General features: G+C 45.2%; 35 protein-coding genes. 15 read left to right on the top strand and 20 right to left on the bottom strand.

The window, feature by feature from the left end; all coding sequences use genetic code 11:
• Positions 1 to 251 precede the first annotated feature (251 nt).
• Both QT996_RS13310 and QT996_RS13305 read right to left on the bottom strand, forming a co-directional pair.
• Positions 252 to 470, bottom strand: coding sequence for a hypothetical protein (locus tag QT996_RS13310; protein ID WP_333047037.1), 219 nt, complete (start codon positions 468 to 470; stop codon positions 252 to 254).
• 18 nt (positions 471 to 488) lie between these two features.
• The gene (locus tag QT996_RS13305) at positions 489 to 1,040 is read right to left on the bottom strand and encodes a hypothetical protein (RefSeq protein ID WP_333047036.1); all 552 of its coding nucleotides are present in this window, start codon (positions 1,038 to 1,040) and stop codon (positions 489 to 491) included.
• A gap of 237 nt (positions 1,041 to 1,277) precedes the next feature.
• Between QT996_RS13305 and QT996_RS13300 the strand changes: the two genes are divergently transcribed.
• The 10 genes from QT996_RS13300 to QT996_RS13255 all read left to right on the top strand — a co-directional run bounded on the left by QT996_RS13300 (position 1,278) and on the right by QT996_RS13255 (position 9,978).
• Positions 1,278 to 1,571, top strand: a complete 294-nt coding sequence (locus QT996_RS13300; RefSeq protein ID WP_333047035.1) for a hypothetical protein — start codon at positions 1,278 to 1,280, stop codon at positions 1,569 to 1,571.
• A complete protein-coding gene (locus QT996_RS13295; protein WP_333047034.1) occupies positions 1,561 to 2,193 on the top strand; it encodes a hypothetical protein in 633 nt (210 codons plus the stop codon). The genes QT996_RS13300 and QT996_RS13295 overlap by 11 nt, the downstream gene beginning before the upstream one ends.
• A gap of 87 nt (positions 2,194 to 2,280) precedes the next feature.
• Positions 2,281 to 2,607: a DUF4278 domain-containing protein gene (locus QT996_RS13290; protein WP_333047033.1), complete on the top strand. Its 327-nt coding sequence runs from the start codon at positions 2,281 to 2,283 to the stop codon at positions 2,605 to 2,607.
• Positions 2,608 to 2,777: 170 nt separating this feature from the next.
• On the top strand, positions 2,778 to 3,809 hold the full coding sequence (locus tag QT996_RS13285) for an NADP-dependent oxidoreductase (protein ID WP_333047032.1): 1,032 nt from the start codon (positions 2,778 to 2,780) through the stop codon (positions 3,807 to 3,809).
• Between the two features lie 102 nt (positions 3,810 to 3,911).
• Complete coding sequence (locus QT996_RS13280; RefSeq protein ID WP_333047031.1) at positions 3,912 to 4,121, top strand: hypothetical protein; 210 nt, start codon at positions 3,912 to 3,914, stop codon at positions 4,119 to 4,121.
• Between the two features lie 664 nt (positions 4,122 to 4,785).
• The gene (locus QT996_RS13275; protein WP_333047030.1) at positions 4,786 to 5,262 is read left to right on the top strand and encodes an Hsp20/alpha crystallin family protein; all 477 of its coding nucleotides are present in this window, start codon (positions 4,786 to 4,788) and stop codon (positions 5,260 to 5,262) included.
• Positions 5,263 to 5,546: 284 nt separating this feature from the next.
• On the top strand, positions 5,547 to 5,831 hold the full coding sequence (locus QT996_RS13270) for a hypothetical protein (RefSeq protein WP_333047029.1): 285 nt from the start codon (positions 5,547 to 5,549) through the stop codon (positions 5,829 to 5,831).
• A 217-nt stretch (positions 5,832 to 6,048) separates the two neighbouring features.
• A complete protein-coding gene (locus QT996_RS13265) occupies positions 6,049 to 6,966 on the top strand; it encodes a phytanoyl-CoA dioxygenase family protein (protein WP_333047027.1) in 918 nt (305 codons plus the stop codon).
• Between the two features lie 104 nt (positions 6,967 to 7,070).
• On the top strand, positions 7,071 to 8,975 hold the full coding sequence (locus QT996_RS13260) for an AAA family ATPase (RefSeq protein ID WP_333047026.1): 1,905 nt from the start codon (positions 7,071 to 7,073) through the stop codon (positions 8,973 to 8,975).
• A gap of 148 nt (positions 8,976 to 9,123) precedes the next feature.
• Complete coding sequence (locus tag QT996_RS13255; protein ID WP_333047025.1) at positions 9,124 to 9,978, top strand: hypothetical protein; 855 nt, start codon at positions 9,124 to 9,126, stop codon at positions 9,976 to 9,978.
• A 481-nt stretch (positions 9,979 to 10,459) separates the two neighbouring features.
• Here the strand turns inward: QT996_RS13255 and QT996_RS13250 are convergent, their stop codons facing one another.
• Together QT996_RS13250 and QT996_RS13245 are read right to left on the bottom strand one after the other, a co-directional pair.
• Positions 10,460 to 10,864, bottom strand: a complete 405-nt coding sequence (locus QT996_RS13250; protein WP_333047024.1) for a hypothetical protein — start codon at positions 10,862 to 10,864, stop codon at positions 10,460 to 10,462.
• A 407-nt stretch (positions 10,865 to 11,271) separates the two neighbouring features.
• Positions 11,272 to 12,006 carry a DUF72 domain-containing protein gene (locus QT996_RS13245; protein WP_333047023.1) on the bottom strand — a complete coding sequence of 245 codons (735 nt, stop codon included), beginning with the start codon at positions 12,004 to 12,006 and terminating at the stop codon, positions 11,272 to 11,274.
• A 465-nt stretch (positions 12,007 to 12,471) separates the two neighbouring features.
• Here QT996_RS13245 and QT996_RS13240 point away from each other — a divergent pair, with 465 nt between their 5' ends.
• Positions 12,472 to 13,281, top strand: coding sequence for a peroxiredoxin-like family protein (locus QT996_RS13240; RefSeq protein ID WP_333047022.1), 810 nt, complete (start codon positions 12,472 to 12,474; stop codon positions 13,279 to 13,281).
• A 150-nt stretch (positions 13,282 to 13,431) separates the two neighbouring features.
• Here QT996_RS13240 and QT996_RS13235 read toward each other — a convergent pair whose 3' ends face one another.
• The 3 genes from QT996_RS13235 to QT996_RS13225 all read right to left on the bottom strand — a co-directional run bounded on the left by QT996_RS13235 (position 13,432) and on the right by QT996_RS13225 (position 16,583).
• Positions 13,432 to 13,551, bottom strand: a complete 120-nt coding sequence (locus tag QT996_RS13235) for a DUF72 domain-containing protein (protein ID WP_333047083.1) — start codon at positions 13,549 to 13,551, stop codon at positions 13,432 to 13,434.
• 130 nt (positions 13,552 to 13,681) lie between these two features.
• On the bottom strand, positions 13,682 to 15,115 hold the full coding sequence (locus QT996_RS13230; protein ID WP_333047021.1) for a transposase: 1,434 nt from the start codon (positions 15,113 to 15,115) through the stop codon (positions 13,682 to 13,684).
• A gap of 250 nt (positions 15,116 to 15,365) precedes the next feature.
• Positions 15,366 to 16,583, bottom strand: a complete 1,218-nt coding sequence (locus QT996_RS13225) for an outer membrane protein assembly factor BamB family protein (protein WP_333047020.1) — start codon at positions 16,581 to 16,583, stop codon at positions 15,366 to 15,368.
• 557 nt (positions 16,584 to 17,140) lie between these two features.
• On the opposite strand from QT996_RS13225, the gene QT996_RS13220 reads away from it, so the two are divergent.
• The 3 genes from QT996_RS13220 to QT996_RS13215 all read left to right on the top strand — a co-directional run bounded on the left by QT996_RS13220 (position 17,141) and on the right by QT996_RS13215 (position 19,101).
• Positions 17,141 to 17,491: a hypothetical protein gene (locus tag QT996_RS13220; protein ID WP_333047019.1), complete on the top strand. Its 351-nt coding sequence runs from the start codon at positions 17,141 to 17,143 to the stop codon at positions 17,489 to 17,491.
• Between the two features lie 228 nt (positions 17,492 to 17,719).
• The gene (locus QT996_RS28645) at positions 17,720 to 17,896 is read left to right on the top strand and encodes a DUF6753 family protein (protein ID WP_445304566.1); all 177 of its coding nucleotides are present in this window, start codon (positions 17,720 to 17,722) and stop codon (positions 17,894 to 17,896) included.
• Between the two features lie 5 nt (positions 17,897 to 17,901).
• Positions 17,902 to 19,101, top strand: a complete 1,200-nt coding sequence (locus QT996_RS13215; protein WP_333047018.1) for a DUF2892 domain-containing protein — start codon at positions 17,902 to 17,904, stop codon at positions 19,099 to 19,101.
• A gap of 61 nt (positions 19,102 to 19,162) precedes the next feature.
• Here QT996_RS13215 and QT996_RS13210 read toward each other — a convergent pair whose 3' ends face one another.
• Positions 19,163 to 19,444 (bottom strand): hypothetical protein, encoded by a 282-nt coding sequence (locus QT996_RS13210; protein ID WP_333047017.1) that lies wholly within the window; start codon positions 19,442 to 19,444, stop codon positions 19,163 to 19,165.
• Positions 19,445 to 19,659: 215 nt separating this feature from the next.
• Here QT996_RS13210 and QT996_RS13205 point away from each other — a divergent pair, with 215 nt between their 5' ends.
• Positions 19,660 to 19,947 carry a hypothetical protein gene (locus QT996_RS13205; RefSeq protein WP_333047016.1) on the top strand — a complete coding sequence of 96 codons (288 nt, stop codon included), beginning with the start codon at positions 19,660 to 19,662 and terminating at the stop codon, positions 19,945 to 19,947.
• Positions 19,948 to 20,115: 168 nt separating this feature from the next.
• Here QT996_RS13205 and QT996_RS13200 read toward each other — a convergent pair whose 3' ends face one another.
• The 12 genes from QT996_RS13200 to QT996_RS13145 all read right to left on the bottom strand — a co-directional run bounded on the left by QT996_RS13200 (position 20,116) and on the right by QT996_RS13145 (position 25,069).
• Positions 20,116 to 20,415, bottom strand: coding sequence for a hypothetical protein (locus QT996_RS13200; protein WP_333047015.1), 300 nt, complete (start codon positions 20,413 to 20,415; stop codon positions 20,116 to 20,118).
• A gap of 68 nt (positions 20,416 to 20,483) precedes the next feature.
• The gene (locus QT996_RS13195) at positions 20,484 to 20,996 is read right to left on the bottom strand and encodes a hypothetical protein (RefSeq protein WP_333047014.1); all 513 of its coding nucleotides are present in this window, start codon (positions 20,994 to 20,996) and stop codon (positions 20,484 to 20,486) included.
• A 24-nt stretch (positions 20,997 to 21,020) separates the two neighbouring features.
• Positions 21,021 to 21,515, bottom strand: coding sequence for an HD domain-containing protein (locus tag QT996_RS13190; protein ID WP_333047013.1), 495 nt, complete (start codon positions 21,513 to 21,515; stop codon positions 21,021 to 21,023).
• Between the two features lie 39 nt (positions 21,516 to 21,554).
• Positions 21,555 to 21,929, bottom strand: coding sequence for a hypothetical protein (locus tag QT996_RS13185; protein ID WP_333047012.1), 375 nt, complete (start codon positions 21,927 to 21,929; stop codon positions 21,555 to 21,557).
• A 68-nt stretch (positions 21,930 to 21,997) separates the two neighbouring features.
• Entirely contained in the window at positions 21,998 to 22,510 is a 513-nt protein-coding gene (locus QT996_RS13180) for a hypothetical protein (RefSeq protein WP_333047010.1), read from the bottom strand.
• A complete protein-coding gene (locus tag QT996_RS13175) occupies positions 22,494 to 22,721 on the bottom strand; it encodes a hypothetical protein (protein WP_333047009.1) in 228 nt (75 codons plus the stop codon). The genes QT996_RS13180 and QT996_RS13175 overlap by 17 nt, the downstream gene beginning before the upstream one ends.
• Positions 22,711 to 23,202: a hypothetical protein gene (locus QT996_RS13170; RefSeq protein WP_333047008.1), complete on the bottom strand. Its 492-nt coding sequence runs from the start codon at positions 23,200 to 23,202 to the stop codon at positions 22,711 to 22,713. The genes QT996_RS13175 and QT996_RS13170 overlap by 11 nt, the downstream gene beginning before the upstream one ends.
• Complete coding sequence (locus QT996_RS13165; protein ID WP_333047007.1) at positions 23,157 to 23,495, bottom strand: hypothetical protein; 339 nt, start codon at positions 23,493 to 23,495, stop codon at positions 23,157 to 23,159. The genes QT996_RS13170 and QT996_RS13165 overlap by 46 nt, the downstream gene beginning before the upstream one ends.
• Positions 23,496 to 23,544: 49 nt before the next feature.
• Positions 23,545 to 23,817, bottom strand: coding sequence for a hypothetical protein (locus tag QT996_RS13160; protein WP_333047006.1), 273 nt, complete (start codon positions 23,815 to 23,817; stop codon positions 23,545 to 23,547).
• A gap of 88 nt (positions 23,818 to 23,905) precedes the next feature.
• Complete coding sequence (locus tag QT996_RS13155) at positions 23,906 to 24,379, bottom strand: hypothetical protein (protein ID WP_333047005.1); 474 nt, start codon at positions 24,377 to 24,379, stop codon at positions 23,906 to 23,908.
• Position 24,380: 1 nt separating this feature from the next.
• Positions 24,381 to 24,611: a hypothetical protein gene (locus QT996_RS13150; RefSeq protein ID WP_333047004.1), complete on the bottom strand. Its 231-nt coding sequence runs from the start codon at positions 24,609 to 24,611 to the stop codon at positions 24,381 to 24,383.
• A 2-nt stretch (positions 24,612 to 24,613) separates the two neighbouring features.
• Positions 24,614 to 25,069, bottom strand: coding sequence for a hypothetical protein (locus QT996_RS13145; protein WP_333047003.1), 456 nt, complete (start codon positions 25,067 to 25,069; stop codon positions 24,614 to 24,616).
• Positions 25,070 to 25,182: the final 113 nt, after the last annotated feature.

Genomic DNA, 25,182 nt, shown 5'->3' with positions numbered 1-25,182 from the left:
AGTGTTAGTACCACTTTGGGTGTTGTGCAATTTAATTCATTACGCCCATGATAAACCCTTTCTCGCAAGCCCGCATATTAGGGGCTGTCGTTTTGCTATTGGTTCTCGGTTCCCTTGGGCTGGCCGTCATCGACCGAGCGTACCCGACCGATGTTTGGGGACCTGACTAAAGTTGTGGTTGGAGCTTACATCGGGCTGTACATACCAGCGCCCGGTCAAAGACCAACAGCAAAGCAGCATTCATTAAATCGCTAGAACTCTGTTATTTTGCTTGCTACGGTAGCGGCGGGTCTAAGTTCTAGTTTCGAGTCGGCGATCGCAGCAGTTGATTTCAACCGAATTTGACCGTTGCAATCGCCGAACCCTAAAACTACGATATCAAGAGAGCTTTCAATCTCTGATAGAGAGTGCCATCGATCGCGAATTGCCTCGCGAGCAAAAATTTGGAAAGCACTATCGGCATCGGACAAAATTATGGGATTTTACCGCTAATCTGGAGTTGACCAGCTCCAAGTTGGATTACCATCTTTTACATCTTGTTTGAGAATTGCAGGCATTGAATCTCTACCAGCAGTCATACCTGTCATATCCAAAATGAGATAGGCGTTCTCATGGATAAAGCGCATTCGTAGATATGAATGACCGTCAAAGGGTCTGTCATTAATTTTGGTAATTCGGGCAGTTGCTTGGCAATTATGATATTTGGCTTGCAGTTTTGCCACCCAAGTTACGCTAAATTCATCCCTGTTCTCAATCTTAAATGGTCCGGCCAACCAACCTAGGGAAGCTGACCCCTCACTCGTAGCGCCACCTTCGTAAGGGCGTGATGTTTCAGTCACATTAAACTCAGTGGGACAACTTTGGCGCTGTATGTAGGCGAATTCTCTCGTATAGAGATGATAAACGCTGAACGTGAGACGAATGGGGATGACTTGACTGGGATTTGCCAATAGAGACAATTGGGTGATAACTAAAATCCCCATACATAAAGACAGTTGCTTCAGAATTTGCCTGAAATACTTAACTTTAAAGCTTTTCATATCATTTTCTAATCGTGCTTGCACCCAGTTTACCTTTTATCCTGATTCAGTACAATTTGCGGTTTGGTAAATTCGTTGATTCGGTTATGTTGGAGAACCGAAAAGAGGTTATCGAACGGCAGCTTCCGGGTGACGATTTGTACTTGCCTTCTTGGGATTAACTGACCAGAAGTGCGATCGTTCCTACAGCTACGCTAGTTTATTGAATTTGTTCATTTTATCCTCAAAGTACCTTGAATGTTTGACCCCACAAAGCCCAACGATATTCTCAAACTCGAAGACCTAGATTTATCAGAGTTTCTACCTTCTGCCGAAGATGACCGACACGAGTACAAAAGCAGTGCAATTAAAAACGAAGGGCTCGGCGATAAAATTGCCAAGGCTGCTTCGGGGTTTTGGAATAGCGGGGGTGGATTGTTTGTTGCAGGAGTAGATGGGAACGGTCAGCCTGATGGAGGAATATCTCTTAACGTGGGGCGGCAGTCGCGACGGGATTGGGATCGATCAGGTAATTTCACAGGTGACACCTAAATCGGCTTATGCGGTACACAGTATTGAAGATAATGGATCCGGTTGTAATATTGAACCGGGAAAGGGTGTATTTCTAATTGGCTTTGGTGAAAGCGAAATAGGCCCGCACATGGCTAACGACCACCGTTACTACATTAGGGCTGGAGCGCATACTCTTCCGGCAAATCACTTTATTGTCGAAGCTATTCACGCTCGGCGGGGATTGAGAACACCTTTACTCAGCCATCTTGTCCGCGTGAAGCCGGGAAATAGTGGAGTTATTCAACTCGGTATCGTTGCGTTGAACGCGGCCGCTGCAATTAATGTTTCTATTAAAATTGACGCGCCACCCAAAATACTACATTCAAATTTTGAGGAAAAACTTTCTCTACAGATTCCTATTATTTGCGAGAAATTTCCTTTGTTTTTTGATATTTATGAATATGAAAATACATTCGGCAGGCAGAAAATATTGCCTCCATTCGAGATCAACTTAACTTATTCGGATATGGCAAACCGCACGTATCAACAAAGTTTTGAAGTTGATATCGCTCGTCAATTAGGACCAAATATCATTTGGGGCAATGGATATGACCGCATTGAGAAAGAACTTAGAAACATCGCCAGCGCTATCGAAAAATAGCAATTCTTTTTTTCAGGCTACCAGATTCTGGGAGAAACTAAACTCAAAGCAAAACTCCAACCCGCCTACCATGCCCCAATTCCCCGAATGCGTAGGCTCCATCCGGGGCGGAGTCATCGATGTCTTCTCTACGCCCGCAATCCTTACTTAGTTTGTGCCGTTCACCCCACAGGCTCCGACACCGACACTTGCCCCGACTTTCAAGAAAACCCCAACGCCGCATCTGAGGAATTGTGGGAACTCGAAGGTGCGAGCTACAACTTAGATTGGAGATTTCGCAATTTGAAAAAGCCGCCAGTGCTGCAACCAAGGGTTAGCCTGAAGTATCGCGGCGTTTACTATCAAACTGGCACAACCCCAACCCCTAACAGCACTCAGCCGACAAACACTCCGGATTTCTCTACTCAACATTAGGCGCGATTGCTAATGCACAATTAGAAGCGGGCGCTCAAAAATCGTCAGCGATCCATGTTGTACCGTGCTGTGGCAGAATTTGGGTTGGCAATTCATCCTGCCTGGTAATCTGGCAGGGGAGCATCTCGTTTTTGTAAATCAGGGATCTAGGACTACTCAAGAATAAAGCTATGAAAACAGGGATAAATCGGCAGTTACGCTTGGCATCTCGTCCTGTTGGTGACATAAAGGAAAGCGATTTTGAGTATCGGGAAGAACCAATCCCCAGCCCTAAAGAGGGTGAAGTTTTGGTACGGTCTATATATCTTTCGCTAGACCCTACCAATCGCATTTGGATGAGCGACATGGAGCAGTATATGCCTCCCGTTGAAATGGGGGAAGTCATGCGCGGTGGTATTATCGGTGTGGTTGAAGAGTCTAAGAATCAAAATTTTAAACAGGGAGATCTGGTTTCGGGTCTGCTGGGTTGGCAAGATTATGCGATTGCTGAAGGGAACAGCGGCTTTTCTCTCACGCAACTACCTGACCCTTTGCCCTGTCCGCTCACCGCATTCATGGGACCCCTAGGAGCTACGGGTTGCACGGCTTATTTTGGGCTTTTGGATATTGGACAGCCAAAAGTTGGAGAAACTGTGGTCGTGTCAGCAGCAGCAGGAGCAGTTGGTTCCATTGTTGGACAAATTGCCAAGATTAAAGGTTGTCGTGTAGTGGGTATAACTGGCTCTGATGAGAAATGCCGCTGGCTTGTTGAAGAACTTGGGTTTGATGCAGCGATTAACTATAAAACCGTTGATTTGGAAGGCGCGATCGCTCAAGCCTGTCCCAACGGAATTGATGTTTATTTCGATAATGTTGGTGGTTCTATTCTTGATGCCGTGCTGACCAAAATTAATCTGCACGCACGTATTCCTCTATGCGGTTTAATCTCAACTTATAATGCAACAGAGCCTGTTCCCGGTCCTTATAATTACAGCCAGATTCTGATGAAGCGTGTTCGCGTGCAGGGGTTTATTATCCTCGATTATATTCCCCGATGGTCAGAAGCAATAAGCGACCTCGGACAGTGGCTCAATCAGGGAAAAATTAAATATGCTCTGGAGGTTATCGAGGGCTTGGAAAATGCACCGAAAGCAATCCTAAAACTTTTCGACGGCAACAAGAAGGGAAAACTGGTCGTAAAAGTCTCAGAGGAACCTAGCTAAGACAGTAACTATCCCAGCGTAATTTTAGCTGTAATTATATTGCTAGAAAATGCGGCTAATCGAGTCAGACGCGAGAACTTAACAGTAAGACCCGCTAAAGGAATGCAGATATTTGAATTAGTAGGCGATCGCCTATATGTATCAGATTTTGCATATCTCAATGGTGAATTACTCTATGCCTCAGCTACAGAGGGAGTCAAAAATCCCAAGGTTAAGGTGTACGTGGATTCAATTTTGCAATTTGCTATGGGAGATGCTGGTGAAAAAGCAAATTTTCTGGCACAACCGATCAAAGACCTGGAGCGCTATTAGACGATAGAAGCCGAAATATTGCAAGAATTTCCCCCAACAAGCGATCGACTTCCATTAGATGAGGGTTTGCGTCTAGTGCGCCAGTGTTGTGACAAGCTAGAAGCCCAGGTGTCCTGGCTAGATGAGTCAATCTGAGTGAGGCTTGGACTAACGCCGTTGTGCCTAACTCTACCTCTATGTTAGGCAAAACAGACGGGGGAACCTTGGCAATTAGTGCCGAGATTCTGGTGGCCGTATTTTGGGAAAGGGAAGCAATCGCCGACCGTGAAGTGTAGTAAATTAAGTCAGATTTACTTAGTATGTTATTTTGTTTTTCCCACTCATCAAGTGCATACCCTGCTACACATCACCCGCACCGTGCTTTTGGTACGGTTAACACCAGCGATACTTCCCCCGCTCGCACGCCAGCAGAGTTCGCTCGGCTGGCTCATCATGGCGTTGCCACAGCATTTTCGGTTTCTAGGAATAGCTTGGTACGGTTTTCTTCACTACCAATTAATTCTGATTATTTAGCACTAATTCGGGGAAATACGACAACTCAGTGGGGTTCTCCTGACTGTTACTCCCACTTATAAAGCGGCATCATAATAACTGTAAGCAACGAGCTTCAACCCTAACTTTCCTGATAAAGCATTACCAATCTTTGAGGTGACAGATTATGTTGATGCGCCCCAAGCAACCCTTCACAGAAATTGAAACCATCCGCCAGCAACTCGATAAAGTTTTCGACCAATTGGCAACAGCGAGAGATAACTCAGAAGCCGCTTGGATGCCCGCTCTGGAATTGGCTGATGCTGGGGACAGCTTCGTATTAAAAGCGCAACTGCCCGGAATTGACCCCAAAGACATTGACGTTCAAGTCAGTCGCGAAGCAATTTCTATCTCTGGCGAACGCCGCTACGAAAACATAAACGAGAAATCTGGCTACGTCCGCTCTGAATTCCGATACGGCAAATTCCACCGGGTGCTTCCCTTGCCCGCACCCATTCAAAACGACTCCGTGCAAGCTGAATGCAAAGATGGCATTCTAACGCTAACACTACCCAAAGTGACTGAAGCTCGCAATAAAGTCGTCAAGATTAACTTAGCCGAAATTGCTGGAGCTTCAACGAATCCAGCTTTGGAACAGGCTAACCAATAACGGTCGGCTGTGCTTAATCGAGTGAGGCAAATTTTCCTTTCATTGAGCCTGCTTGGATTTACTTAACAACAGCGGAACTGGAAAAGGTGATGCCGGGAGCTACACTTGCTCTCGGTATTCTTTATTTGGGAAAGCCGAGCGAAAAACCACTTGAACCCGCAGTGAATTCAGTAACTCTTGCAAGGCAGGCTTCCAGTAAATGCAGGAGAGAACACGACGAGCAGAATACCCAATCGATCGTCCAGGGGCATTGAAGTCCCTCAGTCCTCCGTTCCACCACTTCTGTGGCAAGTAAAGGCGCTGGGATGTCTGTGGCTGTGGTTGAGACTGGGGGCGAACCCGGTCGTGAAAGAGCCCGTCACACCTATGAAAAGGTGGGCTTTGAGCTATTCCCACTTGCCAGATACTTCAAGAAGCTCGGTAGTGCAGATGTTAAGTCTCAAGGTTTACTTTGTTCTAAAGGGGCGATCGCACTCGTTCCAATACTCCGCCTTGGCATGATGTGCGAAGGCTCCGCCTCCAGCAAGCGGCAAAGCCGTATCGGAGCGGTAGATTGCGACATAGGTTAATCTTGGAGAAGACCGATATCGGGGGTGGTATCCAGCAAAAGTGACGGATAGCACCCAAGAACCCGGACTTAACCTGCTTTCGTTTCTGTTTAATTCCTTAAAACTAGGGTGTTATCTAGCAGAGCTGACGGATAATCCACCCCCCGGTAAAGGTGTTATCCAGCACATCTTTTGAATACTGAAGTTTCTACTGTCCCGGCTTAAACGGGTAGCCACGATGCTGATTAAGCAAACAAAAACAGCGCTAAGTTCCCTAGGTTATGAACTAGATTGCAGTGAGGAGGCTTTTGGTTATCTAAGGGATTCCTCCGATGTACTCGGACAGCCAGAGCAATTGCGACGGAGGATGCAACAAGACGGTTATTTATACTTAAAAGCCTTTCTTAACTCTCAAGAGGTTTGGCAAGCTCGTCAGGAAATTGCAGCTTATTTAGCTGCTGAGGGAAGCTTGGAAATTGACAGCTCTGTTCTAGATTGCATCGCTAAACCTGGATTAAACATACATTTCCGTCCCGATTTAGCAAGCAAGAGTTCAACACTGAAAACACTGCTTTATTCGGGACGGATGATGGAATTTTTTGGAATTTTTTTAGGCGGTCAAGTCCGGCATTACGATTACACCTGGCTTAGAGCGGTCGCCCCAGGAAAAGGAACTTACGCTCATTGTGACATTGTGTATATGGGACGGGGAACTGACAAGCTTTACACGGCTTGGACTCCATTAGGCGATATTCCTTGGGAATTAGGGGGGTTAATGATTTTGGAAAATTCTCATCATCTAGAGACTATTAAAAATAGCTATGGATGTAAAGATGTCGATCGCTATTGTGCCAACAGAAAAACGGCCCCTTTGTATGCCTCCAATCAAAAAGGGTGGGATGGAGCCTTATCCAAAAACCCGGTTTCTTTGCGCTGTAAATACGGAGGACGTTGGTTGAGTTCCGAATTCGAGGCTGGAGATGTTCTGATTTTTGGTATGTTTACCATTCATGCGAGTTTGGATAACCATTCTCCTTCTATTCGACTCTCCTCGGATAGCCGTTATCAATTGGCATCGGAACCAGTGGATGAAAGGTGGGTTGGCAGTAACCCTATTGGTCACTCTACTGCTGCTAAGCAAGGTCAGATTTGCTAGAAGAAGACTTTAGTATTGTGTGTTTGAATTAAAGTGTAGTCAGCCCGCCTCGCTACCGCACCAGGCTCGGAGCGCTCAAGTATCGTTTCCTCAAAAACACAGTTATGTACATCTCCCGTCTTCAGTTACTTAATTACAAGTCATTCCGGGATTCTGGGGTGTTAGAATTCCAACCCGGCATCAATATTATTGTGGGAGCCAACAATTCAGGAAAAACAGCGCTGCTGGAAGCTTTAAGCTTAAATTTCGAGAAGAAATCCCATCGCAGTCTCAAAACATTGCTACATTTTAATTCAGACTCATGCGCCAAAGTTTCTCTAGTAGCAGACAAGTCGGCAATCGAAGAAGTTGCCAAAAAACTATCAATTGATTTTCAGTTCGTTTACAGTGACAAAACAGACCGAACTCTATCGGCTCAAACTATGCACAGCCTTTTTCTAGAGTGGTTGGAGGTTCGTGCTGCTGTAGAAATTAGAGTTAGGATGGAGGAGAGCTGCAAGGTAGCTGAAATAGAGAAAAGCTTAAGCGATAGCCTAACCTTTAACATCTATTGCGTCAACAAACAAGACTACCTTATTGATAGAGCGTCGGGTGTTAATTTCAATAGGAACACTGCCGACAACGAAATAACAACCAGAATTGTTCAATATTTTAGTTGCCATACATACAGGCTTTATGCAGAACGCCCCAATTTAGCAAGCTGCTTATTTGGCGATCGGTCTGAACTGGAGCCGGACGCCTCGAATTTGGCTGAAGTCTTAAATCAACTTCAACTTTCTGGAAAAAAGAAACTTTTTAATCGTTTTTTGATGTATATATCCACTATTTTTCCTGAAATAGGCGAAGTTTCTGTCAGGCCTAAGCCCATCATCAAAGATTCGAGTGGGATTAACGCGAGTCGCAGAAGCCAGGAATTAGAAATTTTAATTTGGTCGAAAGAAGCATCTGAAAATGATAGAGAAGATTTAGCATTTCCCTTGTCAGAGTGCGGGACTGGTATTGGTCAGGTGCTGGCAATTCTTTACGCGGTGTTGGCTTCCCCAGCTCCTCGAACAATAATCATTGACGAACCCCAATCTTATTTGCATCCAGGGGCGGCTAAGAAACTGATAGAAATCCTCAAAGAGTTTCCGCAGCACCAATATTTTATTGCCACTCATTCGGCCGAGATTATTTCCGCTGCCAATCCCTCAACTATCGTGAAGCTGCGGTCTGAGGGCGGGGAAACGAAAGCATCAATGATGAATTCGCAAGATATCAAGGAACAGCGCTCTCTATTAGCCGAACTGGGAGTCAGTTTGTCTGACGTTTTCGGTGCGGACAGGATCCTCTGGGTGGAAGGGCCGACCGAGGAGCGGTGCTTTCCGTTAATTTTGGAAAAAGTAGCCAAAAAGCCTTTAAGGGGTACTCAAATTATTGCTGTTAAGAATACTGGCGATTTTGAGGGAAAACGCGCTCATCTCGTATTTGATGTTTACGACAAACTCAGCGGTGGCAGCAGTTTGTTTCCCCCGACGGTTGGATTTGTGTTCGATCTGGAGGAGCGCTGTCAGCAAGAGATGAAGGATTTGCAGAAAAGAAGCCAGCACCCAGTTAAATTCCTGGAGAGGCGAATGTATGAAAATTACCTGCTCCATCCCGATGCTATAGCAGCCGCACTCAATCATGAAGATGCGGGGCGAGAACAACCTGTTAGTGGCGAAGAAGTTCGAGAACGGCTCGAAACCCATAAATTAAATAAGAATTACTTCCCAAAACCCAATACTCAGCGTTCAAAAGACGATACTTCAAAACATCTAGGTAATGCCGAATGGATTGGCAAAATTGATGCTGCAAAAGTCCTCGATGCGCTATTTGCCGATTTATCAGAAGCGCGGGTCAAGTTTAAAAAAACCTCGCACTCACTAATGCTCACGGAATGGCTGCTTGAAAATAACCCAGAACACTTTGCCGATCTAGCCCAATTTTTGCGAGGTATCCTTGACAAAGGTAAGGCAGCGCTGGATTGACGCGAGTGCGATCGCTCCCAACACCCGGATTTTGGGAGAAACTAAAACCAAACCCCCAACCCATCCGCCATGCTCAAACTTTCGCTTGCCTGCAATCCCCGCTTAGTCTGTGCCGTCCGAAGTCCTCCACTTTATCTCGAATTACCTAATGAATCGAAAAAACCCTGAAATAAATGAACAAATTGCCCAACTTATAGCTAGCTTGCCCAGCGATCGCCTCCTACAGCAAGCTAAGACACCAGCTCAGATAGAGGAATGGCACAAAGCAAGACAAACCCAGATTCTTTTGGCTGAGTGCTGGAAATCTAAGTGGCTTGTTAAGGACTATTACCCAGTTGAGGAAGCTGTAAAACGGCAAGAGATTTCTAGGCGGAAAGCTGAGTTAATTGACCGCTGCGTTAATGAATACAAATCTCGGTGGGAGCTTTGCAAAGTAGCTGAAAAATATGTCAAAAAATGCCACACAGAGCTTCAAATTTTGACGAGTTCTGTGGAGCAGTGTCCCCAGCTCTCCGCTCATTTATCGTCCAAATTTTTGCACCAAGCTAGCCTGAGACAATATCCATTTCAATCAGCCTATGATTTATTTGCGGAAACTTTAAAAGAAGATGCGGACAGTTCTTTCTCTGTCTGTCTGAAACCCTACTATGACGTTCCGATGAAAAAGTGGAGGCAAGTAGGTAAGCAGTACACTCAACTTCTGGCTCGATCCGAGTTGGATGGTACTTACCCAGAACTTAAGAAGGCAGAGGAGCAGAGATTAAAAACAAACTTAGTTTGGCACAAAGTTGGTTTTTCTTGGATTGGGATGGTTCTGTGGACGTGCCAAATTGAGGCAGAAAATGACCCATTGCTCAGAAAGCAATTGGTTGCCTACAACAAATCGCTGTGGGAAGCACTGAGTTTAGGAGTGTCAGCTAGCCGCAATTTGCACGGCTGGGCATGGCACAAAGGGGAATTGCTTTGCACGGATAAGGCAGGCGGCATTTACCGCAAAGCTTAATAAAACTTCAAATCTGGATCGCATAGCCTCTGACGCTTGGGCAGTCCACCTATGCTGGATTGCAATAGTTTCACAGAAAGGAGCCTTTTTCCTCATGTTCGACCGTCAGACCGCTATCGTTGTATCAATTTTCCTTGGTGCTTTCATTGGTATAGCCAAGTTTCGGCGAGAGCCAGTAATGCTTTTAGGGGGTTTGGCTGCTTTCGGTATTTATTACTTTCTGTTTCTGCATAACACCTTACTAGGCATTCTCAAGCTGATAGCACTGGGTCGTTAGACAATGAAAGTGTCTTGGCTGTTTTGAATTACTGCTTGGGAGGATTTATTAGCTAGCTTGTGGGTAACACCCCGCTTGTGGAGGCGTTAATGTGGGAGTCCCACTCCCGCAGCTAGCTATATTGGTAATAGCCCGACTTATTACTAAGCCGGGCCATTACCAAGCTACCCGAGAATAGGAGTTAGAAGCGTCTAGCCTACCCGCTCAATCTTCAACAATGGAGTTGTTGAATGTAACGGTGATGTCAGCATAATCTCCGCCTTCATCATCATTATTAACCCTTTCAGAATGGGAAGCATTCTTACCGCGCGGAACCAAAACAACAAAATCTCTCTGACCGTCCAGATCGCCTGTACTTTCGCTGGTTCCTTCAAAAAGTTTAGCATTTCCATTGACTCGGACATCTCCATTATCCAATGCCTGAGCGACTAAAGTAAGTTCAACGCGGCACTCTCCTCCCCATCGACACTCCAGAGAGAGAACATTTTGAGGTACGGAATCAGAGAGTATAGTTTCCCGAACGAGAGAAGCATTGCCATACTCATTCGACCCGAATGTCTCATCATCAACTCCAGAAATATAACCAGATGCGGTTAATCGCCTTGCCATGACTAATCTCCTTAATCTAAATCTATGTGCTTTCTATCGAAATTTCTTTGACTCAACCGAGTAATACACCACAACCCGCTCTACACCATTAATCCTAAACCTGCATCCATTTACTTTGTTAGCCTAAGTAAATCAGGAAAAAGTAGAAAAGTAAGAAAAAGTTTTTGGCTCACAACAGTTGTAGTGATCGCCAAACAAACGTATCGTTAGTGTAGTATCGCGGTTGGACTTCGTGACGGGAATGTACAAAACAAAGCGTTCTCTGGAGTTGGCACAAAAGCTAGAAATATCAAGTTTATGCTGCCGAGTCGGACAACCAACGCTTACAAGCGAACTCATTCAGGTTTAGGAACTACGAAGCGTTTTTTATTAATGCGCCTAAAAGAATGGTCAATCTTTGCCACTCATTAAGTATTGTTTTCGACAAAAGTTTTTAACCTAGAAGCGTTCCTCACTGCATTGCCGTCTCCGTCGTTGTTGAAGTAGGCGAACACACGGAGCCCCTGACTTTCCCACTCCTGGATACGCTCGGCCCACCACTGCAAATCCTCATCCGAGTAGGAGCCGCCGTAGAGGTAGTTGGGGTCGGGGCCGTGGAGCCGCACATAGACGAAGGGCGCTGTTGCACGGAGGATACAAGGCAGGTGCGCCCCGCTCATCACGCAATAGGCCGCTCCAAACCTTTCCAGCATCGAAAATACCTCTTCTGTGTGCCAGCTTTGGTGTCGGAATTCGACAGCTACTTTGATCCAGGGGGGAACCTGTTCTAGAAAGTAGGCTAGGCGGGCCAAATCGCAGCCGAACTGGGGAGGAAGCTGGACGAGCAGAATACCCAATCGATCGCCCAGGCACTGAAGTCCATCACTCATGCGTTCCAACCACTTTTCTGGGGAGTAAAGGCGCTTGGAGTGCGTTAGACCACGGGGCGCTTTTACAGTCATCAGAAATCCTGGGGGGAGGCGCTGCTGCCAGCTAGCGAAGGTAGCATTTGGCGGCCAGCGGTAGTAGGTGCTGTTAACTTCGACGGTTTGATAGTGCTGGATGTAGCAATCGAGTCGGGAGCGAGGCGGTAGCTTGTGAGGATAAAGCACACCTTCCCAATGGTCGTAACTCCAACCTGAAGTGCCGATGTGAACAACCATCGCCTTTTTACTCCAACCAGACTGTGTTTGTGTTTGAATTTAAGTTTAGTCTGCCCGCATCGCTACCGCACTCTATCAATCAGCTAAAAATAGAGAAAGCAAGTTGAACTATTAAGAACTCCTTTAAACGGCGAGCCAGATATGACTGCCTTGGGCGAACGTCTCAGGCTTTTCTATCTTGAAGGAGCGAGGAAATTAATAGAAGCTTGAACGGCAAAACACTGCGAGAGCAATCGCTCCAAACAAGAGTGCTGAACTCATGCCTCTGGCAACTCCTGTAAAATCTGTTCTATTGTTACCTTCTCTCACCTTTAACGGAGGTAAATCATTCTGTTTAAGCTAAAATTAGCCAACGGTAACATAACATCGATTCGGAAAGTAGTCGCCCGATTTGATGTGAGTAAAGCATTTGTCCAAAAACTGATGATTTTCTGCTTTCCCAATTCCTCAATAGATAATTAGCCGATGAATATCCATACCCTCTTGAGCCAAACCGAACGCCAACGGGTGAGTGATGGAGCCGTTTTACCCATCTTGAGCGGCTGCGAATCCTCTATGAGGCAATTGGTGCTGTTCTTGCCACAATTGGGAGATTTCGACAGCCTTGAATATGCTTGGTGGTTGCAGCGGGACGCTCAACGGCTTGAAACACAAGGGATAGCAATCCGAGCTGTGGGAATTGGCTCACGCTCATCGGGTCAGCGATTCTGCGGTTATACAGGATTTTCTAGTGACTGTTTGTTTGTAGATCCCAGTGCCCAACTGCACAACAAACTTGACCTGTATCCAGGTTTATCGTTAAAACTACCCGGTTTCTCGACTGCTATGAATGCTTACCTCAATCTATTGTTCATGTGTGCAGGGATTGGTAGCCCTGGCACTTTGGCAGAAGTATGGAGAGGATATCGAGGCGACGCAAAAGCACCTCAATTAATTGGTGATGATGAAATTATTCAGGCTTTCCCTCTTCCACCCCTCAGAGGCTCCACTTTCCGGTGGGCAGGTGGCAAGGGGTTCCAGCGTCCATTTGAATTGGCAACTTTACGGCTGCGGAATATGGGAGAAGTGCTAAGTCATTGGAAAACCTATGTTCCAAATGCTGCTTATCTCACTCAACGAGGCGCAACTTTCTTGTTTAATGGTCAGGGAGATTTAGTCTACGAGCATCGCGATCGCGCTATCCTTGGTTTCGCTGCTGATATGAGCAATCCCCTGACATTTCTCTCAGAAATGGTGGCTGATGGAGATTCGTTGGGGCATGGCAATATGCACTAACTACCACACTTATGGTGTGGGACTTGCAGGAGCAAACTATACCCTTTACTTTCGTAGTTTGAACTCGCTCGCGTCTTCAAATACCGAAAAACGGCGGAACATACTTAATGTTCCGCTATTTTTAATGGGAACGCTCTCAATCAGAGCCTGTTATGAAGTACCGTTCTCCAAAAAAGTTTTTAACCTAGAAGCGTTCCTCATTGCATTACCGCCTCCGTCGTTGTTGACGTAGACGAACACGCTTCGCCCCTGACTTTCCCACTCGCGGATGCAATAGACCTACCAATACAAATCCTCATCGAAACATAGCAGCTAGTAGCAGTGCATTAATTAGCCAATATTTCATCGAAAATTTCTTTCTAACGCCGCCATCACAAGCATTCGTGAACGAACCTGACGGTCAACTGAGTACAGTTAGACCGCAGGCTTCTTTTTCCTTTTTTTCAAAGGCTTTTTTGAGTGACGGAGTTCCCCCGCCACTTTCGTGACTCAGACCAATTTTTCTTATAAGTTTGGCTGAATTTTCATCTCGATCCAAAGATTCTCCGCATTGACAGGAATGCCATCGCTCCGATAATTCTTTCGGGACTTTGTTGAGGCAGTTCCAGCAATGCTGAGAAGTTCCCTTTGGGTCAACAAATAAAACGCTTTTGCCTAATTTCCAGGCGACATATTTTAGGACGTTGGCGAATTGCCCATGAGCCGCATCAAGCATGGATTTATTCAAGCCACTCTTAGCTGACTGACCGTTGGGCAAATAAACCAAATTACCATTTTCAACATCAGTCTTGGGCTTGGCACGTCTAGTTAAATTCTTGACACTCAAGTCTTCAACCACTAACACCTCACACTTGCTAAATAACTCATGTGCCGTTTTGAATTGAAAATCTACTCTAGCTCTAGCTACGAACTGATGGAGTTGGGAAATCCTGTTCTTGATGATTTTCCAAGGCTTGGAACCTTTAACTCTATTAGCTAACTTCGCTTGAAGCCTTGCTAATCTCTGGGCAGACTTCCTCAAAAACCTAGGATTTTCAACTCTTTCGCCATCACAAAGGTAAGTGTAGTTGGTTATTCCCAGATCGATACCAACAGTGTTTTCTTCAGTCGGTTGAATCTCTGCAACCGTTACGGGAACTGTTTTATCTTCTAGCGTCAGGGAAATATACCACCCATCCGCTTCTCTGATAACTGTGCCCGTCTTAACTTTGAACTTTGTTGGTATTGGACGGTGAAAGACCATAGGCACTTGACCTATTTTTGCGAGGCTAATACAAATCCTGTTTTGTTCATCTTTGACAATATCAAGATTGTCTAATTGAGTGTAAGTGAAGGATTTGTAATAGTGAAGCCCTTTGAATCTGGGCTTACCTCTACGATTGCCATTTTTATCGGGCGTAGTGAAGTTTGAAAAGGAAGTTTCAACTCTGTTGACGACATCTTGCAAAACCTGGGAATCTAACACTTTATAATCAGGGAATAATTTTTTAGTGTTTTTCAGGTCGGCTAATTGTATCGTCTGCCACTGTACATATCCGCCTTCAATGTTTGAGAAAACATCACCTTTCCTAGTTAAAGGATTGCCCAACTCATCCTTTTTCCTGCCGTCCCTAGTTTGCACTCTAGTCAAAGGAATATTTTTGTAAATCTCCTCAACAGGGACTATCGAAACAATCAATGGGCAGGCGTTGATAGGCGTTCTCGTGGTTTCCCACCACCTAAATCTTTCGCCGAGTCGGTAGTTATACTGCCGACGGCAGAGTTCTAAATGAGCCACAATAGTTGCTAGTTGGGGCTTGGTTGGTTTGAGGCGGTATTTGTAAGTGAGTTGCATTTTTTAGCTTCCTTTTTCGACCTGCCTTAATATACCATTTTTTTTGTTTTAATGCTTAGAAAGTACATCAAAGTTAAAGGTACTCGCAATGTCTAATTGTCGGTTTCCGTACCTACACCCGACGAGCCTTTCATCACGCTCGGTAATTCCCAACGGGGTACTTCGCGCAGCGCTCAGATTAATCCCCTCTAAATATACCGAGGGACTTCCCGGCTGGTAGTTAATTCAATGTACGAACGGCTCTTAGAATCTATTCTACGGCATGAGGCGTAGCATCAAACGCATAGATTCTGTTTCGTAGGACATAGTAAAGCGTATCGTTATACAAAGATGGTCCCTCAATAGAGGGAGAACGTCGCTCACAGTTGTAGCACTCTTTATATTCCCAGTAGGGATTCCCGGTTTGAGGATCGAATGCGTAAAGAACTTCTTCCCGCACAAAAAAGACTGTACCCTTGTGGGCAAACGCACCTGTGTAACTGGTAGATGCTTTGGTAGGAAATCGCCATTTCTCTTGTCGCGTTACTAAATCAACAGCATGCAAATTGGGGCTAACCCCACCAAAGTAAATGACATTATCGGAAATTGCCAGATCCGAATCCACCATGCCCTCATCCACTGAATATTGCCATTGAAGTTTGCCGGTCTGAGCATCAAGCCCATAGATGTAGCCCCGATGTCTAGTCGCATCGCCAGAGCCAATGTAAACCCTCCCCTTGTCCAAAAGGGGAGTGCTGTCCACCGAGTTATCAGTGGCAAATCTCCAAAGGGGTTTACCAGTTTGGACATCTAGCGCGTATAAACCGCTGCGAGTGCCTATGTATACAACGCCATTCGCAACCGTTGGAAAAGACATCACCTCATCTGGACGACCTTCAAACCGAGTGTTAATTTTTAACGGTGGGAGCGTTCCGTATGCCGGGAAGCTCCATTTCGAGTTTCCTGTGTTGGCATCAAGCGCATAAAGATACCCATCTAGGCTTCTAAAGCAGGCTACACCATCAAACACTACGACTGGCGAAAGAACGTTGCCACTAGCCTTGGTTTGCCACTTCAATTGCCCTGTTTGGACATCCAGTGCATAAACATGAGGTGATGAACCAATTGTGCCAACATACAGCATACCGTCAGCGATAACAGGAGTATGACCAATTGCGTCCACAGGGGGTAACTTAAAGCGCCAACGTTCTCTTTCTGTCTCGACCTCAACTGCAAAAACAACTGAGGAAAATAGAGATATATCAAAGCTTTCTTTGCCACCGAAATACATCACGTTTTGTGCAATCGCAGGTGCAGTGGTAGCGTTGTATGTGTAGGTATGCTTCAGTTGTTTAGAAAATAACCTGTCTATCCAGGAATCAGAAGATATCCTAAAATCAGAACATTTCACAGCAGCTAGCAACAAACTCATTATTATCACCAAAACAATCCAGAACCGAGAATGTATTGCTCTTTGTAAATAAAACATACATGAGAGAGGTTTTTCCTTAGTTTATTACTCAAGTTTATACTACCTTGCTTACGATGTTGAATGATGCAGTGGTTGAACCCCAAACCAGTGAAGATGTTCTCGACTGAAACAAATCCCGTGTAGGTAATGGTGATGTATTGTAGGCGACTGTTCTCAGTATTTCTAAAAACGGTAAATACGAGATTGCAGTCAACAATCAACCAGACAATCCGGGCAATGCTGCTTTTCGTTTTGGATTGCCAGCAACTTGCGGGAGGAAAAATTGCGAGAAAGCCTCCTGAAACCAATTCCAAGTATCAGGATCAATACAGCCAAGTAAAACTAATCGATGGCTCTCCATCTCGTAACAGCTTGGTGTGGTGGTACTGTTTGTTGGTCGAGCGCAAGCGCGGATATCGAATAATATTTTGTACTAAGTTGCATCCAAACTGCACCAGCCCTATGCCGCCATTGAAATTGCCAACTCTGCAATCTCAAAGCAGGCGATCGCCGACTCAAAATCAGCGTTCTACCTTAACGTTCCCAAACTTGACATACAGCCCAACCCGCCCGCCATGCCCAAACTTCCCGAATGCCATCGCTGTCTCCTCTTTGCCCGCAACCCACACCTCGTCTGTGCTGTGCATCCCACAGGCCCTAACACCAATACTTGCATTGACTTTCGAGAAGACCCCGACGCTGAACCGGAGGAACTGTGGGAACCCGAAGGGGCAAGCTACTATGGCGACGAACTTATCCTGCAACCGAGGCAACGGTGGACACCAGAACAACAGTTGGAACTTTTGGATACTCACCCACTGTTTACCGGCCGGTGTCCGCAATGTGAAATGACTTATCCCCAGTACGAAACGCCGCCTGTTCATTGGGATTGCGTTTGTTGTGGATGGATGGATGATTCGGTGTGAGGCGATCGCAAAAGCTTTCAGTTATCTGGTTTGCCAAACCAAATTAACTGGGGGCTGCTTCTTCGCGTTCTTTGGTATCTGCGGTTATCCGGATCTGCCGTTTGGTGTTTGTATTTTGAGAGAATTAATGGGTTTGTTTTGGTGGCAAGGAGAATTTGCGCTTCTTGCCACGAGTTCATCTGACAAAGCGAGCAAGGAAAAGCTCTGCGCGGTGGATGACTAGCGCCCTTGGTAAAGTTGGCTCGGAATTTGATGAAGTGGAATTCGGATAGTTTGACTAATTTAGAGTGTAAAAAGGATGTTCAGCGTTTGGGGGTGACTCTGGAATTTGCAGGACGTGCATCTACGTCGGGATTCTGCACGATTTGGGTAGAACCTGTGGAAAAACGTAGGTTTAGGAATTAAATTATATGGTCGGAGTAGTGGAATCGGAATTGGCAAACTTGGTGATTTCTGCTTTTACTGAGTTGAAGTCACAGAATGAGGCAGTATCAAAAAATCAAGAAAAGATTTTAGAAAAACTTGATGAAGTTCAAGATAGCTTACGAAGCCTTGGGCAAAAATTGGATGAGCAAATTTTGAGAGATGCAAGAGCAGGAATGCGCCATCTAATTGATGGTATCAATTCAGGCATTACAAAGATTCGTGATGGTGAATTTCAACTCGCTCGCCAAAAATTTACTGCTCTTATAGAGCTTGATCCTAACGAAATTACACATGGAACATCTGGTCAAATCGACAATAAAATCTTGATTGGTTTGGGTTATTATGGCAGTTTTCATTACTTTAATCTACAGGGCGATAAACGAAGTGCTGCGATTCAAGTATATGAGTGCGTAGAAAAGTGGTCAGAGTGGGGAGGTTCTCTGTTTGCTTTACAGATGTTTTCTCCCAACTTTTTCAGTAAAAACTATGCTCAAATCATTGAAAAGCTTATTCAGCAAATTTCTAAGGCTCAGGTGAGTTCAGGAAATGCTGAACAAGAAGTAGGAACTTTGGGTTCGGTAGTTGGTGCTGCAACTATTTATGGAGTGACAGCGGGATTGGCATCTGTATCTGGTATTAGTCTAGGGACTGTGGGTCTTGGATTATTGTTTGCTGGTCCTGTCGGCTGGGGCATACTGGGTGTTGGAGCGGTTTCTGGTGGAATTGTAGCAAGTATGTTTCCCAAGAAACAAAAGCAAGTTGAGATTAATGCTAGTGACAAAGCAAAATATGAGCAACTGGTCGAAGATTTGAAGACTATTAATACTGAGCTTTATGAAGAATGTAAAAGACGCAAAAGAATGCTTCAGAATACCACACTTGATAATTTGTTAGGTGTTGGGATGAAAGCCTACATCATGCCTTTTACACTTGAAGTAGAAAATCTTCTCAAACGACCAAATTTAAAAATTTCTAATAATGATAAAATGACTTTAGAAAGAGAAGTTAGGCAATTGGCTAGTGCTGTTAACCAAAAAAGTACAAGTCAAGCTGAGGTGGCTTTATTTAATGTTGGAAACCTCCTGAGAGGACTAAGTGGTGTGGTTGAAGAGTTTTCAAACCTACTTGATAAGTGGAATGGGTTGACTGAGCAATTGAGCAAAAGTGGACTTTTACGGCAGTAATCAGCCGCTTAACAGTTTAAATGCAGCGGATGATCGAGAACTGATGGTACTGAGTTCGAGGTTACTTGCTGCTGCTGATTTGAACCGTTGAGCCCGGAGGTGAGTTGGCGAGCAATTCGGGTAATATCTCAAGAATCTTTTGCGCGATCGCATTACCCAATTCCCTCGGTTCCAGCTTATGCAGTCCACCGCCATACACGCGCCCTTCACCCATCAGCGCCTGAGCGGAAATGCGATCGAGCGCCTGCCACACCTCTTTGAGCAATTCTGGCTTCTCTAAAAGCACTTTGGCAAGAGCAGGTTTAGGATACAGCATTAAATAGACATTGGTAGCCGTAGCCATTGAGTAATTCTGAATAAATCGAAAAGGTCTACCTCTACCAGTAGGACAACTTGAGGATAGCAAGTTAAAAACCCCAGGGGTGGCCGGGACTGTGTGCGATCGTCAAGCGAGTTTCTGCTACTGTGTACTTTGTGTGCTCTCACTTGGCGATCGCTCTCCAAGTCAGACAAGCGTGAAATGATGGTGAGGCACTAAGAAATATGGAATGCAGAGAAATGACTGACTCACCGCTCGAACAAATCGATTTGCTAGACACGGACTACGCCGACATCCTCGCTCACAGCAGCGATGCGTCATTTGAACTACAACTGGTCAGGTTTGGGGTGGATGCAGCAGAAGCCCGCATCAAAACCAATTTCCTCACCCTGGTGCGCCAAAAACCTGAGACTCCAGAGGAGTGGGAAGCTCTAACCGCAGCATGGGAAGCTGCTTGCGGGTATACACCAAACACTCAAGATTTTCAACAAATTATAGAATTGCTGTGGAAACCCGCTCTGGAATAATCGACAATCGATAACTTGTAGCGTAGCTGTACCCACCGTCAAGTAGATACTTTTACCGTGCATTTTATAAAGCTGTGAATTTGTTTTGAGGTTGGCTATCGAAACATCCCAAACAATATCGATTGTCAAAAATTAAACTTGCCGAGAAATCGCTTCGTTATTCATTTTTCAACCAAGAATAAAGAGCGCTTCTTGAGCTGTACAAAATGTAGAATGCTGCTTCTTCAAATCAACTTGCTTAACAAAATTTTTAATCCAAGCTGGACTTTCAATTTTATTCTGGCTCCAAATAATTTCTGAACCGTGTATGTCTACAGACACATTGTAGCTTTCTTTCACCCAGTTAGCTATAGGACAGCAATAAGCTGTTCCTCTCATACCAACAGAGTCGCTTTTCTTTTTTGTCAACAACCAACACTCGAATTCTTCCTGATTAAGTAGTTGAGGCAACATTTGAATTGTAATCATACCTGAATTTCCTGATTTAATACCTGTGGGTTAGTTTGGGACAAACAAATTGGGGACACTCATTAAATTCACCGCAATAAGTTAGCAAAAGCATTAATCGGTAATCCCTCTTTGAGCAGGGAAAACTTTTCGATGTAGTTGCCATCAAATATGCTGAGGTTATCCATACGGTTGCGCGTGGCTAGAACAGACTCCACCCATGTTGTAGAGAGCGGAACTCCAAAATAGCAACCCGGAGAATCCCAAGTCGGGTCGATGGCGTATCCATCGGGTGCGAGCAACCAAGCATGGCTAATTGGAAATCCAACACCGGCATGAAGGGCGTATCCTTCGACGTAGGTGAGGCTGTCCGAAGCCAATACTAACTGCTGGCAATTCCAATAACAAAACTGAGGTGCGCCAAATTCGATCGTTTCGGGTAGCGCCTGGGGTTCCATAATGAAGCCGCAGTCTAAGACTAATTCCTCATACCTTTGGTACTTCCAATGCGCTCTGGCGGGCGGTACTTCCATTGCTGCAACTACACCTTGTAAGTATTGTTTTATCTGCTCTCCTGAGATAGTTTTGGTTACACTGTTCACGGTAAATTTCCTGTTGTATCGGGTTTATTGGTTCGAGCTTTCCAATCGATTCCACAGGGGCATTAGCTCGACGTCCTGCGGATTGTACAGGAGTTCCTTGAATAGCGCGAACTCTTTGACGTACATCTTGTAGAGTTTGGGATTGCTTTTGAGGCTAGCTTCGGTGTTGGCTATTCTATCAGCCAATTTAACAATCAAAGCTTTTTTGTTTGACTGGATTTTTAAGGCAGTCTTGCCAAAGCGATCGACTCGGTTTTGTCCCGGTTCGCTGGTTACGGCAAACACAATATCGGCTGTTTCTTTCCCGAATTCGGACACAAGCATCTCATAAGTTGTTGGCGTATCTTCTAGCGTATCGTGGAGCCATCCTGCTGCTGCAATCGCTTCATCGCCTGCATACCCGAATTCAGCCAGCACTTGAGATACTTGAGCTAGATGATAGGAGTAGGGATGCTCACCGTATTTCTGAGTGCCGTGTTGGGCAATTGCAAATTCTTTAGCTACGTCTGCGATATTCATTGAATCTACCCCCTTTAACCATCTTTTGTGCTGCGTCGGCTACTGTTTAACTAAGCCCTTAGTTTGCTTCCTTTCTTTTAACCGCCAATCTTTGTTTAAGTAACCAAACTCGCGGGTTTGCATTCTATCTAAAACTTCATCTTCCCAATTAGGAAAATATTGCTGCAGGACTTTGACGTGTTCAATCTCCTGTTTGGTCAGCCACCACTGCCGACCGGCGAATCTCATAGGGGATGTGAGCTGTTTGCTTTTTTCAAGGTACTTCTCTAATTCAGCAATCTGATTCTCATCCAACCCGTAGGCTTCTGCTTCATTCTGCCACTCCGTCCAACTCCTGTGCGTGTGAGAAGGAAAACTGGATAAAAAATCGTGAGTTAGCTCGTCCAGCTCATCTATGTTGATGTAATTAGTCATTCCTTCATTTCCTCTTTGGTGGATTGATAATTTAACTTAATCGGCAACGGTCTTTAACTAATGGAAAGTTAAGCAAGAGCCTCCGCCGGGAATCCTTGTTTGAAAATCGAAAAATCTTCGAGATAATTCCCCTGCAAAATGCTCAATTCATCAGTGCGTCCCTGCTGCTTTCGAGAATTCCAAATTGATTTGACCCATGATGTCGCCAAGGGAATGCCCAAATAACAGCAGCCGAAAGGTTCCCAAGTCGGGTCGATAACGTATCCGTTGGCATCGAGCAGCCAAGCGTGTTGCAGCGGGATAGACACGCCTTGCGCCATTGCGTAGCCTTCGACGTAAGTAAGGCTGCGGTTTTTTAAGACTAAGCGTTGACAATTGGCATAACAAACTCTCGGTTGACCTGGTTTGATGTTTTTGGGTAGCGGTTTGGGTTCCATCACCCTTCCGCACTCTAAAACCAATTCCTCAAAACCCCGGTACTTCCAATCCGTTCTACCGGGTACTTTTTTCATCACGGCGGCTAAATCTTGCAAGTATCCTTTGAATTCCTCTATTTCAGTAGTTTCAGTTGGATTGTTCATCGCTTTGTTGGTCTGTTACTTCGGTTACTTCGTTTGACATCGCCACCAACAATTGATATTTCCCAATCAAATTATTGATTTTGGACGCATCTACATTCGTGTGCGAACCTATTGCCTTGCCTTCTTTGACCCGGCGCGCAATTATCTGCAACGATTCTTCTAATTGTTCAATTTCTGATAATAATGTTTCCCGAATTGGTTTAATGTCCACGATCTATTCCTGATTGTTGTTCCAACTTCATCAACTTTCCCAGCTTGCGGTTGAGCAAATCGGCATCGCTTTCACCCTCGCATCGCTCCTTCTCTAACCATTCTAAAATCTCAGGTTTGGGGCGAAACGAGAACACGGGGCGCTTGCTATTGTACTTAGCTTTGGCTTTGCGGATAACTTCGGGATTGTTGGTGTGATATTGCTGCTGCGGGGAGATTTCCACAACTTCGATCTCAGTCCAGCGGCCTTGGATTCTTTCACCTTGCCGTCCCACCAAAACATGAGAGAGGAGATACTTTTTAGCACCCCGTTCCGTTTTCCATTTCTTCGCTCCTTCCAAATGAGCCGAATCAATGGCGTTGTATTCGGGATTTCCCTGCGTTTCGGTGGCATAGCGCACTTGGGCATCCTTCTTGAATCTGATGGCGTACAAGCTCAACTCGCAGCCTCCTGCAACCGCTGCTGCTGATAGCGTTCCCAAGCCCGCACCGCCAATTCTTCAAAATGAGTGTCAGGGTATTCAGGTGAGAAAGCCTCGGAACTATGATTCCGATAAGCCTGTTCTGCTGCTTTTTCTACTTGGATGCGAGCTATCAGAAACTGGGATTTGTGTTCGGGTGAACCTATTTCCGCTTCTGCGATTACTATGTAACTGTTGGGGTATTGAGCAACGGCTTTGTCAGCACCCCGGCGCGTTTTCCAGCGCCTAGCACTCGACAAAGTATGAGCGTAGTAAAACTGGTCGGGTTGTCTGATGGATTGAGCTACGAACATTTAGATAGCGCCTACTTAAAGCTTGATTGTGTTACGAGTAAATAACCGACTAGCAGACTCGATACTCGGTGTCTAGGTACTGGATTAGGAGCTTCCACTTGTCTTCGCAGAGTTTCCGAAATAAGGGAAACTGGTCTTCGGTTATTTTATAACCAATCTGCCAAGCACAAAATATGTAACCTCCTTCTCTAAGAAATCTCCCCCCTTTCTCTCCAAAGCGCGAGTACATTTCTTGTATGGCCAACCCTGCGACCAACTCTAGTTCGTCATCTGGTGGCACGGGCAGTTCTTTGGAGGTATCCCAAGTTACTGTCATTTTCATTAATTTTTTTCCTCATTTTGGTTGCAAGGATTCTACCTGCAAGGCATCTAAACCTTGAGTAAATGTCTGAATTAATGAACGTAGTTAGTCATGAAACACCCTCCGTTGTAACAGCTTTTAAAATTTCCACCTTTAAACCGAATTCTGAATGGATAGTTTTCAAGCAATTCTCTGCCAGCCTTTTGTATGGTTGCGTTCTTGCCTGCACGAAAAAGTAAATGCTGAGAATGTCTGCCTCATCTAAACTTCGCATGAGAGCGATCGCTTCGCGGCTGTAGGCTCTGGGATACACCACAAATTGAGAACCCAGCTCATCCCAAACACACTTGACTTTAGTTGCGCCGAGAACATCTTGGAGGTCGTCAACTATCACAGACGGGCCCGACCAATAGAAGCGACCGTCAGAATGGGTGACTGGCAACTGAGCTGCTGCCATGTCCAAGCAAAATTGGCGGTGTTCCGGTTCCGAGTATCTGTTAGCTGTTCCCATAACCGCGCTACCTGGGGGTGGCCCAGGGCTGTTGCCACCGAGTACGGCATCGTAATGATTGGGTTGAGCCATGTTAGCCTTCCTCCTGATTTAGTACCTGCGGCATCTCATACCTGGATGAAACTTCTAAATCTGCGAATTCAATCTCTTGTTCTTCGAGATAATTGTCTATTTCACCCAAGCAGGCTGCCGCCATTTTTAAATACACTTTCATTCTCGGATTGTCGCCGTGAATATCTCCTATTTCCCAACCCTCGGTTTTGGCTAGTATAATTGCCAATCTTTCGACTAATTCGCGATACATTGTTATGACTCCTGATTTGATAGGGTTGGTATCTGACACATTTCGGACACTTTTAAGTCCTCAAACTCTAGCTTTCTTTGTGATAGGAAACTATCGATTACACTCAAACAAGTTCTGACCGTTCCTAAATACACTTGGATAATGACATCGCCCAAGTATATCTTTTCAATCTTTTGTCCGTTAACCTTAGCTAGATTAAAGATCAGTCTGTCGGTCAATTCATCCAACAGCAGAATGTTGGCACTGGGAGAGGAAGATGTTCGCCCGATAGCGTACACTTCCAGGTCTTTGAATTTGATACCTTCTTCTTTCAATAACCCATCAATGGTTTCAAGAGAACCTTTTGCCATTGCTGGGTAGACCTGAAACTTGGGATTAGTGGTATTGCTGTTTCTAATGGAGTCTCCCTGTCGTCTGGCTAGCTCTACTGCTAGTATTTCGAGCAATTCCTGATACATAATGCTAGGCTCCCGGTAATTGGTTTAAGTGATGAATAGACCTCTTGCGAAAGTGCGCTCGTTCTAGGTAAAATAAAAGAAAAAATTAGATTAATAATATGAATTACGAACAA

Source organism: Microcoleus sp. S13C4, assembly GCF_036700865.1.
In the GTDB taxonomy this organism is placed as follows: Bacteria; Cyanobacteriota; Cyanobacteriia; order Cyanobacteriales; family Microcoleaceae; genus Microcoleus.
Note: the sequence above shows the minus strand (reverse complement) of the source record. Positions and strands in the feature narration are given on the sequence as shown.

What these genes read in the sequence shown, in the direction of transcription:
- QT996_RS13305 (WP_333047036.1), bottom strand. Translation starts at nt 1,040, where the DNA reads ATGAAAAGCTTTAAAGTTAAGTATTTCAGGCAAATTCTGAAGCAACTG.
- QT996_RS13300 (WP_333047035.1), top strand. Translation starts at nt 1,278, where the DNA reads ATGTTTGACCCCACAAAGCCCAACGATATTCTCAAACTCGAAGACCTA.
- QT996_RS13290 (WP_333047033.1), top strand. Translation starts at nt 2,281, where the DNA reads ATGCGTAGGCTCCATCCGGGGCGGAGTCATCGATGTCTTCTCTACGCC.
- QT996_RS13285 (WP_333047032.1), top strand. Translation starts at nt 2,778, where the DNA reads ATGAAAACAGGGATAAATCGGCAGTTACGCTTGGCATCTCGTCCTGTT.
- QT996_RS13280 (WP_333047031.1), top strand. Translation starts at nt 3,912, where the DNA reads ATGCAGATATTTGAATTAGTAGGCGATCGCCTATATGTATCAGATTTT.
- QT996_RS13275 (WP_333047030.1), top strand. Translation starts at nt 4,786, where the DNA reads ATGCGCCCCAAGCAACCCTTCACAGAAATTGAAACCATCCGCCAGCAA.
- QT996_RS13265 (WP_333047027.1), top strand. Translation starts at nt 6,049, where the DNA reads ATGCTGATTAAGCAAACAAAAACAGCGCTAAGTTCCCTAGGTTATGAA.
- QT996_RS13260 (WP_333047026.1), top strand. Translation starts at nt 7,071, where the DNA reads ATGTACATCTCCCGTCTTCAGTTACTTAATTACAAGTCATTCCGGGAT.
- QT996_RS13255 (WP_333047025.1), top strand. Translation starts at nt 9,124, where the DNA reads ATGAATCGAAAAAACCCTGAAATAAATGAACAAATTGCCCAACTTATA.
- QT996_RS13250 (WP_333047024.1), bottom strand. Translation starts at nt 10,864, where the DNA reads ATGGCAAGGCGATTAACCGCATCTGGTTATATTTCTGGAGTTGATGAT.
- QT996_RS13245 (WP_333047023.1), bottom strand. Translation starts at nt 12,006, where the DNA reads ATGGTTGTTCACATCGGCACTTCAGGTTGGAGTTACGACCATTGGGAA.
- QT996_RS13240 (WP_333047022.1), top strand. Translation starts at nt 12,472, where the DNA reads ATGAATATCCATACCCTCTTGAGCCAAACCGAACGCCAACGGGTGAGT.
- QT996_RS13230 (WP_333047021.1), bottom strand. Translation starts at nt 15,115, where the DNA reads ATGCAACTCACTTACAAATACCGCCTCAAACCAACCAAGCCCCAACTA.
- QT996_RS13225 (WP_333047020.1), bottom strand. Translation starts at nt 16,583, where the DNA reads ATGTTTTATTTACAAAGAGCAATACATTCTCGGTTCTGGATTGTTTTG.
- QT996_RS13220 (WP_333047019.1), top strand. Translation starts at nt 17,141, where the DNA reads ATGCCCAAACTTCCCGAATGCCATCGCTGTCTCCTCTTTGCCCGCAAC.
- QT996_RS13215 (WP_333047018.1), top strand. Translation starts at nt 17,902, where the DNA reads ATGGTCGGAGTAGTGGAATCGGAATTGGCAAACTTGGTGATTTCTGCT.
- QT996_RS13210 (WP_333047017.1), bottom strand. Translation starts at nt 19,444, where the DNA reads ATGGCTACGGCTACCAATGTCTATTTAATGCTGTATCCTAAACCTGCT.
- QT996_RS13205 (WP_333047016.1), top strand. Translation starts at nt 19,660, where the DNA reads ATGACTGACTCACCGCTCGAACAAATCGATTTGCTAGACACGGACTAC.
- QT996_RS13200 (WP_333047015.1), bottom strand. Translation starts at nt 20,415, where the DNA reads ATGATTACAATTCAAATGTTGCCTCAACTACTTAATCAGGAAGAATTC.
- QT996_RS13190 (WP_333047013.1), bottom strand. Translation starts at nt 21,515, where the DNA reads ATGAATATCGCAGACGTAGCTAAAGAATTTGCAATTGCCCAACACGGC.
- QT996_RS13185 (WP_333047012.1), bottom strand. Translation starts at nt 21,929, where the DNA reads ATGACTAATTACATCAACATAGATGAGCTGGACGAGCTAACTCACGAT.
- QT996_RS13180 (WP_333047010.1), bottom strand. Translation starts at nt 22,510, where the DNA reads ATGAACAATCCAACTGAAACTACTGAAATAGAGGAATTCAAAGGATAC.
- QT996_RS13165 (WP_333047007.1), bottom strand. Translation starts at nt 23,495, where the DNA reads ATGTTCGTAGCTCAATCCATCAGACAACCCGACCAGTTTTACTACGCT.
- QT996_RS13160 (WP_333047006.1), bottom strand. Translation starts at nt 23,817, where the DNA reads ATGAAAATGACAGTAACTTGGGATACCTCCAAAGAACTGCCCGTGCCA.
- QT996_RS13155 (WP_333047005.1), bottom strand. Translation starts at nt 24,379, where the DNA reads ATGGCTCAACCCAATCATTACGATGCCGTACTCGGTGGCAACAGCCCT.
- QT996_RS13150 (WP_333047004.1), bottom strand. Translation starts at nt 24,611, where the DNA reads ATGTATCGCGAATTAGTCGAAAGATTGGCAATTATACTAGCCAAAACC.
- QT996_RS13145 (WP_333047003.1), bottom strand. Translation starts at nt 25,069, where the DNA reads ATGTATCAGGAATTGCTCGAAATACTAGCAGTAGAGCTAGCCAGACGA.